Here is a 9,199-nt window from a genome sequence, read left to right as displayed (position 1 = left end):
GGTGTGCTGACCGGGGGGCTACTCACAGGGACTCCGTCAGTCGGGACAGGCGCTGGGCCATGATGACGAACGTGAAGCTGACCGCCAGCAGGAGCGTGGCCAGGGCGTTGATCTCGGGGGTCACGCCGAACCGCACCATCGAATAGATCACGATGGGCAGCGTCGGGTCCGCCGGGCCGGCGGTGAAGAAGGCGATGACGAACTCGTCCATCGACAGGGAGAAGGCCAGCAACGCACCGGCGACGATGCCCGGCGCGAGCGACGGCAGGGTGATCCGGACGAAGGTCTGCACCGGCGTGGCGCCGAGGTCGCGGGAGGCTTCCTCCAGGGAGCCGTCGACGTGGGCCAGCCGGGTGCGTACCACGGCCGCGACGAACGCCGTGCCGAACACCGCGTGCGCCAGCAGGATCGAGTGCAGGCCGAGCGTGAACCGGACGGCGGTGTAGAAGGCGAGCAGGCCGATGGCGAGCACGATGTCGGGCAGGACGGCGGGGGCCACCGCGATCGCGTCGAGCAGCTTCGACCGCGTGTACCGGGCCAGGCCGACGGCGAGCAGGGTGCCCAGCACCGTCGACAGCACGGTCGCGCCGGCGGCGACGATCAACGTGTTGACGAGTCCTTCGCGGACCGCCTCGTTGGCGAACAACCGGCCGTACCAGGCGGTGTCGAACCCGTCCCAGCGGTAGGGGGTGTCGGCGGCGTTGAAGGACATCACCACGAGCACCGCGATCGGCAGGTAGAGGAAGAGGTACGTCAACCCCGCCGGCAGGTAGAGCCAGTTGAATCTACGCACGGTTCGTCCCGTCGGCCAGCCGGCGGGCCGCCCACGCCTGCGCCATGAGCAGCAGTACGAGCAGTGCGATGACGACGAGCGCGAGGGTCGAGCCGAACGGCCAGTCGCGGGCCTTGAGGAACTGGTCCCGGATGAGGTTGCCGACCATCACCGTCCGTCCGCCGCCGAGCAGTTCGGGGATGACGAAGTTGCCGAGGCTGGGCACGAACACGAAGACGCAGCCGGTCAGCACGCCGGGCAGGGTGAGCGGCAGGGTCACCGACCAGAAGGTACGGGCCGGCCGGGCACCCAGGTTCGCCGACGCCTCGCGGAGTTGGGGGTCGAGGCGTTCGATCGCCGAGTACAGCGGCAGGATCATCAGCGGCAGGTAGGCGTAGAGCAGCCCGCCGACGATCGCCCCCGGGGTGTAGAGCAGTTCCAGTGGCCGGTCGATGATCCCGATCCCGGTCAACGTCCGATTGATCACGCCCTCGCTGTTGAGCAGGATGATCCACGCGTACGTGCGGATGAGGAAGTTGGCCCAGAACGGCAGCACCACCAGGACCAGCGCGACCGTGCGCCAGGCGCGGGGGAGCCGGGCGATGAGGTACGCGGTCGGGTAGCCGAGCAGCAGGGCCAGCAGCGTGGTGATCGCGGCCAGCTGCACCGAGGTCCAGATGACACCGAGGTAGAGCCCGTCTGCGACCCGGCTGAAGTTGTCCACCGAGACCTCGTGGACGATGCCGCCGAACCGGCCCCGCTGGAACAGGGTGTAGCTGAGCACCAGTGCCAGCGGCACCAGCATGAACACGGTCAGGTAGCCCAGCCCGGGGCCGAGGGTGGCCAGCCGGCCGACGAGCCGTTCCCGGCGCGGGGCGCGGCGCCCGCGCGGACCGACGTCCGCGCGGGCGACACGTTCGGGGGTGCGGGTGCGGCCCATCTATCCGGCCGACACCTCGGTCGCGATGCGGGTGTACGCCGGCGCCGCGTCGCCGAGGTCCACCGGCACCTCCTGGGTGAGCAGTTCGGCCGGGGTCATCGTCAGCTGCGGGTGGGTCTCCAGCAGCTTGGCGTCGATCTTGGCCATGGCGGCGCTGTTCGGCACCTTGTAGAGGATGTTCTCGGCGGCCCAGCGGTGGTTGTCGGCGTCGAGGATGTAGTTGATGAAGGCGTGCGCGGCCTCCTTGTTCTTCGACGTCTTCAAGATCACCATGGTGTCCACCCAGAGGTCGCTGCCCTCCTTGGGAACCACGAACTTGATCTTAGGGTCGTCGGTCGGGCACCAGCCGTCCCACGCCTCCACCAGCGCGGCCTCGCCGGACTTGAGCCGGTCGCCGAAGGTGGTGTCGTCGTAGGCCAGCAGCGTCTTCTTCGCGGTGAGCAGCTTCTGCTTGACCTGCTCCAGCTGTTCGGCGTCGGTGGTGTTCGCGGAGAAGTTGAGCGCCTTCTGGGCCGGCAGCATCAGCCACCGCTCGGTGGCCATCATGGTCACCTTCTTGACCAGCTGCGGCTTCGGGGAGAGCAGGTCCTCCCAGCTGTCCGGGGTGTAGCCGGTCAGGTCGGTGCGGTAGCAGAGGCCGGTCGTGCCCCAGGTGTACGGCACGGAGTACTTGTTGCCGTTGTCGTAGGCCAGTTGCCGGGCCTCCGGGTAGAGGTTCTTGAGGTTGGGCACGAGATCGGCATGCACCGGTTCGAGCAGGCCCTGCTCGGCGAGCGCCTGGGCGAACTGGCCGGAGACGAACGCGACATCGATGCCGCTGTCCGCGCCGGCCGTCAACTTCGCCATGACCTCTTCGTTGGTGGCGTGCTTGGTGACGGTGACCGTCGGACCCGCCGCCGCCTTGAACTTGGCGGGAAGATCCTCCGGCATGTAGCCGTCCCAGTTGGAGACCGTGAGCTTCTGGGTGCTCAGGTCCGCGTTCGGATCGAGGGTGTCCGGGGTGGCGGTGCCGTCGGCGCCACCGCCACATGCCGTCAGGGCGAGAACGAGGCCCGCAGCGAGGACCGCCGGGCCGGCGGTGCGCCGGGAACTTCTGAACGCCAACACTCCGCACTCCTGTCGGGAGTCGAGATAGTGCACCGGAGTGTTGCAATGCACGTCAACGTGCGCAAGACTCATCCCGCCTCTTGTAGCCAATAATTTACGTCGGAAACTGAACTTGGATTCAACAGATCGGGTGCCGCCCGGGGCCTCCGCCGCGCTCGTCGAGGCCCTCGCCGCCGGCGGCACCGTGGCCGGCCTGCGGGTCCGCCGCTTCGTTCCGCTCGCCCGCGGTCCGCTTGGCGAGCGCCTGATCACCGTCGACCAGACGAACACCTCGGTCGTGGTGGGCGAGCGCGTGGTGGTGAAGTGGATGCGCCCGGCGGCGGACGGCTCGCCGGACCGGGCGCCGGATCTGCTGGCACACCTGGCAGCCGTCGGCTTCACCCATACCCCGACCCCCTACGCGGCCGTCTACCGCGACGGCCCGGACGGTGGCCTGACGGCCGTGGTCAGCGGCTTCCTGCCGGACGCCGCCGACGGGTGGGACTGGTGCGTCGCCGCCCTGCTCGACCAGCTCGCCGGCGGCCCGCCGGCCGACCTGGCCGGGGAGATCGGGGTGTTGGCCGCGGAGCTGCACGCCGCCCTGGCCACGCCCTCGGAGACCACGCCGGAGCCGGTCACCGAGGTCCGGCACCCCGCCTGGGCGGCCGGCGGCCTGGCCGTGCTCGAACAGGCACAGCAACTCCTGGCGGATCTCCACGCCGAGGACGCGGGCTGGTTGGCCGCCCGGGCGGATCGGCTCGCCGCCGACATCGAGCGCTCCGGCGAGGTGGACCGGGCGTACGTCATCCAGCCGCACGGCGACCTGCACGTGGGGCAGGTGCTGCGGTGGCGCGGCGGACTGGCGGTGACGGACTTCGACGGGAACCCGACGCTCGCGACGCCCGCTGGCGGGACCCTGACCGAGCCGGCCGCTCGCGATGTGGCGCAGCTGCGCACCAGCCTGCTGCACGTCGGGCAGATCGCCGACCGGCGCACCGAGGGCCGCCACCGGGCGGCGGTGTCCGACTGGTGCCGCCGCGCCGCCGACGAGCTGCTCGGGGCGTACCGCCGCACGCTGGCCGAGCGCGGCCTGGCGCACCTGTTCGACGAACGGCTGCTGCGGCCGTTCGAGGTCGAGCAGGAGTGCCGGGAGTTGTGCTACGCCGCCCGCTTCCTGCCCCGCTGGCGGTACGCCCCGATGGGCGTACTGCGTTCCTGGTACCAAGACTGACCGAAGGAGCCCCGTGGACCCGCGCCTGTTCCTGGCCGACCTGGAAGCGAAGCCGGAATCGCTGCGCCACCTGGCCGCCACCCTGTCCGACGGCGACCTGTGGGCCGGCCTGCCCGACCCGGTCGACCGGGTGCTCCTGCTCGGCATGGGCAGCTCGCGGTACGCCGCCGAGATGGCGGCGCTCCGGCTGCGCGCCGCAGGCATCGACGCGGTCGCCGAGTACGCCTCGACCGTCGCGTCGTACCCGGCCCGCCCCGGCACCCTGGTGATCGCCATCTCGGCGACCGGAACGAGCGTGGAGACCCTCGACGCCACCTCCCGCTACCAGGGGTCGGGCCGACTCGTCGCGCTGACGAACACTTCGGATTCAACGCTGGCTACCTGCGCCGATCTGGTGGTCCCGATGCACGCCGGCACCGAGCGCGGTGGGGTGGCCTGCCGGAGCTTCCAACACACCCTGGTCCTGCTACTGGACCTGGTCGACCGGTTGACCGCGGCGCGGCGCGGTGCCGCGGCTCTCGCGCGCCGCGCCGCCGACACCGCCGCTCTCGCGCTGCGCGCCGCCGACGCCACGGAGGATCTGCTCGCCCGCCGCGACGCGTGGTTGCCGAGGGCGATCGAGCTGCTGGACGGTCCGCACGGTGTCTACGCTCTCGCGCCGGCCGAGCGGCTCTCCTCGGCGTTGCAGTCGGCGCTGATGGTCCGGGAAGGTCCCCGCCGCCCGGCCGACGGGTGCGAGACGGGTGACTGGTCACACGTGGACGTCTACCTCGCCAAGACGCTCGACTACCGGGCGCTGTTCTTCCCCGGTTCCCGGTACGATGCGGCGGCACTGGAGTGGCTGAACCTTCGGAAGTCGACCGTGCTCGCCGTCGGCGCCGAGGTGTCCGACGCGGCCGCCGTGATCCGCTACCCCGGCGACGACGACGAGGCCGTCCGGCTGCTCACCGAACCGCTGGTCGCCGAACTGGTCGCCGCCCACTGGTGGGCTTCCGCCGCATGATCGTGCTCGATCCGTGATCGAGCGCGATCATGCGGTGTTCTGGCGCATCTCGGTGGGCAGGTACCACAGGCCGGCGTGGGTCGGGTCGCGCAGCCAGCGGGCCCGTGGTGCCTCGTCGGGCCGGGGTGCCCAGTCCCGGTACGGCAGCAGGGTCAGCCGCCACGCGATCAGCACGAAGATGAACAGCCCGGGACCGATGAACCAGAGCAGCGCGTCCCGCCGGCGATAGGAGGCGTACGGCGCGAGCCCCGCCGTCACCGCCGCCGGCAGCGCGATGAACGCGAGGGTGGCCCAACGCCCGCCCAGCCAGCCCACGGTCAGTTCCCGCGCGACCATCCCCGCCGCCAGCACGAAGCCGACCAGCAGGCCAGCCCGGACGGCCCGCGAAAAGCGCCCGCGCGGCGCAAATGAGCTGACCACGCCGGTCAGACGAGCAGCAGCGGTACGTCGTACCGCTGAATTGCAGGATCGCGGGTGGCGAGGACGAGGTTTTCGCATCGAGCCTGAGCCACCAGCATGCGATCGAACGGATCACGATGCATCAGGGGCAGTTGACCGGCCACGATCGCGTGGTCAGGCGTGATCGGCAGGCTTCGGAACCCGCTGTCACGGACGAGTTCGGGTAGACGTTCCGGTTCCTTGATCTTGCCGATCGCCTGCTTGATAGCGATCTCCCAGATCGTGGCGGCGCTGACGTACACATCCGGCTCGTGATCCAGCCGGTCCTTGATCTCAGACGACAAGGTCGGGTCGTCGGTCAGCCACCAGATGACCACGTGGGTGTCCAGCAGGAGGGTCACGCTGTCGTTCCGAAGTCGTCGGCGATGGCCTCGTTGACCTCGGCGGAGTCCCAGTCCTCGGACATCACCAGCCTGCCGCGCAGGGAGCCGCGGGCGGTGCGGTTGACCCGGCGTACGAGCGGGATCAGCTTCGCCACCGGTTGGCCGGCTCGGCTGATCGTTATCTCCTCGCCATGCTCAACCCGCTCGATGATCCGTGACAGGTGCGTCTTGGCCTCATGGATGTTGAACTGGGCGGCAGGCTCGCTTCCCATCTGACCTCCTTGGCTAAGAGGTTAGTCCACCATGAGTCCTTGGTCGAGGAAGCCGTCAGCAGTCGACAGCGCCGCGAGCTCAGTCGAGGGTGATGCCCAGGTGGTTCCGGAGCGCGGCCCGCCCGGACGGGGTGAGGCGTACGGCTCGGCCGGATCCGATCCGCGTCACCCACCCGTTGCCGAAGAACGTCTCGCAGAGTTTCGCCCCGGCCAGCCCGCCGAGGTGGTGGCGCCGTTCCGTCCAGTCGAGGCAGCCGCGTACGAGGGGCCGGTGGCCGGGGCGCGGCTCTGCCGGGTCCCACCCGAGCACGTCGGTCAGCCAGGCGCCGCCGGCTGGGGTGAGGGCGAAGCCGCCGCTCTGGTCCAGCAGCCCCCGCGCGGTCATCGCGTCGGTGACCGCGACACCGAGCCGCCCAGCGAGGTGGTCGTAGCAGGTGCGGCCCCGGCTCAGCGCCGCGCTCGCGGTCGCCGCCCGCAGCCCACGCGGTGTGGTCGGGCGCGGCTCGATCCGCGCCGACAGGTCCTCCAGCAGTTGCGCGACAGACGGGCCGGCGAGTTGCACGTACCGGTGCCGGCCCTGACGTCGCTCGACGAGGAGCCGACCCTCGACGAGGCGGTGCAGGTGCGCGGTCGCGGTGGAGGGCGCGACGCCCGCGTGCGCCGCGAGCTCACGCGCGGTCCAGGCCCGGCCGTCGAGCAGCGCGAGACACATGGCCGCCCGCGTCTCGTCGGCCAGCAGGGCTGCGAGCGCCGCCAGGTCGGAGGCCGGGGTCATCCTTCCATTGTCGGCCGCGATCGTTCGGCCGGCACCGAACGATCGCGGCCGTAGCCTTCGCCACATGCAGCAGATTCGCGGCCGTGACGCGGCCCTGGCCGTCCTGAACGATCCGGTTTTCGTGGTGCCGCCGGTCCCACCCGCGTCGGTCGGGATCGCCTGGCTGCGGGCCACGGTCGGCCGGTTCAGCGAGGGTGCGGAGCACGAACGGCGCCGCGGCCTGGCGGTCGCGGTGCTGGACTCGATCTCGCTCGACTCCCTGTGCGGGCCCGGCCACCCGGTGGCGATCCTCGCCCGCGCGATGGGCGTCGACGAACCCGTGGTGGATCTGGTGCGCGACGTCGCGCAGGCGTACCAGCCGGGGACCGGCGACGAGGCGCGGGCCGACGCGGCGGTCGGCCGGCTGGTCGTGGTCTTCGGCGGCGGCTACGACGAGCCGACCGCGGCCCGCATCGGCGTGCTCGTGCAGGCGTGTGAGCCCACCGCGTCCTTGATCGACCGGGGCCGGCATCGTGCCGTCGAGGACGTGCTGCGCGATGACCCACCGGTCCCGGCGACCCGGCGACAGGCGCTCGCCGCCACCACCGTCGGCAGCGTCACCGTCGAGGCCGGCGAGGTGGTGCAGGTGCACCTGGCCGGCGAGCTGGCCTTCGGCGCGGGACCACGGCGCTGCCCGGGCCGCGCCCATGCTCTCGCGCTCGTGGAGCGGGCACGACCATGACGACCTTCGCCGCCCTGCACCGGGCCGGTGCCCCGCTGGTGCTGCCGAACGTGTGGGATGTCGCGTCGGCCCGCTTCCTGGTCGAGGCCGGTTTCCCCGCGCTCGGCACCACCAGCCTCGGCGTGGCCGCCGCGCACGGTCTGCCCGACGGCGTCGCCGCGACGGACGCCGAGAACCTGCGGCTCACTCGCAGCCTGGCCCGGCTGCCGGTGCACCTGACCGTCGACATCGAGACCGGATCGGTCGACGCGGCGGTCGCGGTGGCCGAGGCCGGCGCGGTCGGCGTCAACATCGAGGACGCCATGCGCCCGACGGAGACGCACGCCGCACTGATCCGGTCGGTGAAGCGGGAAGTCCCGCAGCTGTTCGTCAACGCCCGTACCGACACCCACTGGCAGCGGCCCGGCGACCTGGCCGAGGCCGTCCGCCGGGTCCGCGCCTACGCGGACGCCGGCGCGGACGGGGTGTTCGTGCCCGGTCTCGCCGAGCCCGCCGACATCGCGGCGATGGTGGCGGCGGTGGACGTACCGGTCAACATCCTGTTCCTGCCCGGCCGGCACTCGGTCGCCGACCTGACGGAGCTGGGGGTGCGGCGGGTCAGCACCGGCTCGCTGCTCTTCCGGGCGGCACTGGCCGCCGCCGTGGACACGGCCGTAGCGGTCCGCGACGGCCGCCCGGTGCGCCCGGACCTTCCGCCCTACGCGCAGGTGAACACCGAGCCGCCGACCCCGTGACCCGGTGCCGCGGTCCGGGTTGTCGCACGGGGCCGGCAGAATCGCGTCCGTGCTGGTGGCGGTGGTGTCCGACGAGCAGGGCGGGGGAGCGCTGCAACCCCTCGACCCGGCCGGTGCGCCCGCGGGCGTGCCCGAACCGGTCACCGACCTGGCCGCGGCGATGGCCGGCCGGGAGCGCGTCGAGCAGCCGCGATGGATCTGGGCGTCCGGTGCCACGCTCTACCCGGCGCTGCTGCGCGCCGGGGTCCGCGTCGAGCGGTGCCACGACGTGGAGCTGACCGAGGCGCTGCTGCTCGGGCACGCCGGTCGCTGGGGGGAGCCGCGTGCGCTGGCCGCCGCGTGGGCGCGGCTGACCGGCGCGCCGGTGCCGGCCGACCCGCCGCCGCGCGTCGCCGCGCCGCCGGGCGACGGGCAGGCCGCGCTCTTCGACGCCGTGCCCGGGCCGCCGGGTCCGGGCCTCACGGCGTTGACCAGGGTGTACGCCGACCAGCTCGAACGCATCGCGGCGACCGCCCAGCCGGGGCGGTTCCGGCTGCTGGTGGCCGCCGAGTCGGCCGGCGCGCTGATCGCGGCCGAGATGGGGGCGGCGGGCCTGCCGTGGCGTGCCGACGTGCACGACGCGGTCCTGGCCGAGCTGCTGGGGGAGCCGTCCCCGGTGGGCGGGCCGCCCCGGCGGCTGGCCGAGCTGGCCGCCCGGATCGCCGACGCGTTCGGCGTCCGGCAGGTGCACGCCGACAGCCCGGCGGAGCTGCTGCGGGCGTTCGCCCGGGCCGGGGTGGAGTTGCCGAACACCCGGGCGTGGGTGCTGCGTGGGGTGGACCATCCGGCGGTGCCGCTGGTGCTGGAGTACAAGGAGCTGTACCGGATCTGGACGGCCCACGGG

Annotated in this window: 11 protein-coding genes and 1 pseudogene; 5 read left to right on the top strand and 7 right to left on the bottom strand. The window is 72.2% G+C overall.

The features are described 5' to 3' along the window. Window positions 1–22: 22 nt before the first annotated feature. Genes C1I95_RS28735 through C1I95_RS28725 form a run of 3 tightly spaced genes read right to left on the bottom strand, consistent with a single transcriptional unit; the run spans window position 23 to window position 2,819 of the window. Window positions 23–793, bottom strand: coding sequence for an ABC transporter permease (locus C1I95_RS28735; RefSeq protein ID WP_199523952.1), 771 nt, complete (start codon window positions 791–793; stop codon window positions 23–25). Beyond that, the gene (locus tag C1I95_RS28730; protein ID WP_111218505.1) at window positions 786–1,712 is read right to left on the bottom strand and encodes an ABC transporter permease; all 927 of its coding nucleotides are present in this window, start codon (window positions 1,710–1,712) and stop codon (window positions 786–788) included. The genes C1I95_RS28735 and C1I95_RS28730 overlap by 8 nt, the downstream gene beginning before the upstream one ends. After that, a complete protein-coding gene (locus C1I95_RS28725) occupies window positions 1,713–2,819 on the bottom strand; it encodes a polyamine ABC transporter substrate-binding protein (protein WP_199523951.1) in 1,107 nt (368 codons plus the stop codon). 112 nt (window positions 2,820–2,931) lie between these two features. Here C1I95_RS28725 and C1I95_RS36665 point away from each other — a divergent pair, with 112 nt between their 5' ends. Beyond that, window positions 2,932–4,029 (top strand): aminoglycoside phosphotransferase, encoded by a 1,098-nt coding sequence (locus C1I95_RS36665; protein WP_146605886.1) that lies wholly within the window; start codon window positions 2,932–2,934, stop codon window positions 4,027–4,029. A 13-nt stretch (window positions 4,030–4,042) separates the two neighbouring features. Next, the gene (locus C1I95_RS28715) at window positions 4,043–5,032 is read left to right on the top strand and encodes an SIS domain-containing protein (RefSeq protein ID WP_111218499.1); all 990 of its coding nucleotides are present in this window, start codon (window positions 4,043–4,045) and stop codon (window positions 5,030–5,032) included. A gap of 27 nt (window positions 5,033–5,059) precedes the next feature. Here the strand turns inward: C1I95_RS28715 and C1I95_RS28710 are convergent, their stop codons facing one another. From C1I95_RS28710 to C1I95_RS28695, 4 genes are all read right to left on the bottom strand, one after another. Beyond that, window positions 5,060–5,452: a hypothetical protein gene (locus C1I95_RS28710; RefSeq protein ID WP_111218497.1), complete on the bottom strand. Its 393-nt coding sequence runs from the start codon at window positions 5,450–5,452 to the stop codon at window positions 5,060–5,062. A gap of 5 nt (window positions 5,453–5,457) precedes the next feature. Further along, window positions 5,458–5,832 (bottom strand): type II toxin-antitoxin system VapC family toxin, encoded by a 375-nt coding sequence (locus tag C1I95_RS28705; RefSeq protein WP_111218495.1) that lies wholly within the window; start codon window positions 5,830–5,832, stop codon window positions 5,458–5,460. Next, the gene (locus C1I95_RS28700; RefSeq protein ID WP_111218493.1) at window positions 5,829–6,086 is read right to left on the bottom strand and encodes a type II toxin-antitoxin system Phd/YefM family antitoxin; all 258 of its coding nucleotides are present in this window, start codon (window positions 6,084–6,086) and stop codon (window positions 5,829–5,831) included. Before C1I95_RS28700 ends, C1I95_RS28705 begins: the two co-directional genes overlap by 4 nt. Window positions 6,087–6,165: 79 nt before the next feature. Further along, complete coding sequence (locus C1I95_RS28695) at window positions 6,166–6,861, bottom strand: ArsR/SmtB family transcription factor (protein ID WP_111218491.1); 696 nt, start codon at window positions 6,859–6,861, stop codon at window positions 6,166–6,168. Between the two features lie 64 nt (window positions 6,862–6,925). Between C1I95_RS28695 and C1I95_RS28690 the strand changes: the two genes are divergently transcribed. The 3 genes and pseudogenes from C1I95_RS28690 to C1I95_RS28680 all read left to right on the top strand — a co-directional run. Then, entirely contained in the window at window positions 6,926–7,582 is a 657-nt protein-coding gene (locus C1I95_RS28690; RefSeq protein WP_111218489.1) for a cytochrome P450 family protein, read from the top strand. Next, window positions 7,579–8,316 carry an isocitrate lyase/PEP mutase family protein gene (locus C1I95_RS28685; protein ID WP_111218487.1) on the top strand — a complete coding sequence of 246 codons (738 nt, stop codon included), beginning with the start codon at window positions 7,579–7,581 and terminating at the stop codon, window positions 8,314–8,316. The genes C1I95_RS28690 and C1I95_RS28685 overlap by 4 nt, the downstream gene beginning before the upstream one ends. Before the next feature lie 19 nt (window positions 8,317–8,335). Beyond that, window positions 8,336–9,199: pseudogene (locus C1I95_RS28680) on the top strand (bifunctional 3'-5' exonuclease/DNA polymerase); the annotation flags it as partial.

The sequence above is a fragment of the Micromonospora craterilacus genome (assembly GCF_003236315.1).
Taxonomy (GTDB): Bacteria; Actinomycetota; Actinomycetes; order Mycobacteriales; family Micromonosporaceae; genus Micromonospora; species Micromonospora craterilacus.
The sequence above is the reverse complement of the archived record's forward strand: the minus strand, read 5'-3'. Positions and strand labels throughout refer to the sequence as shown.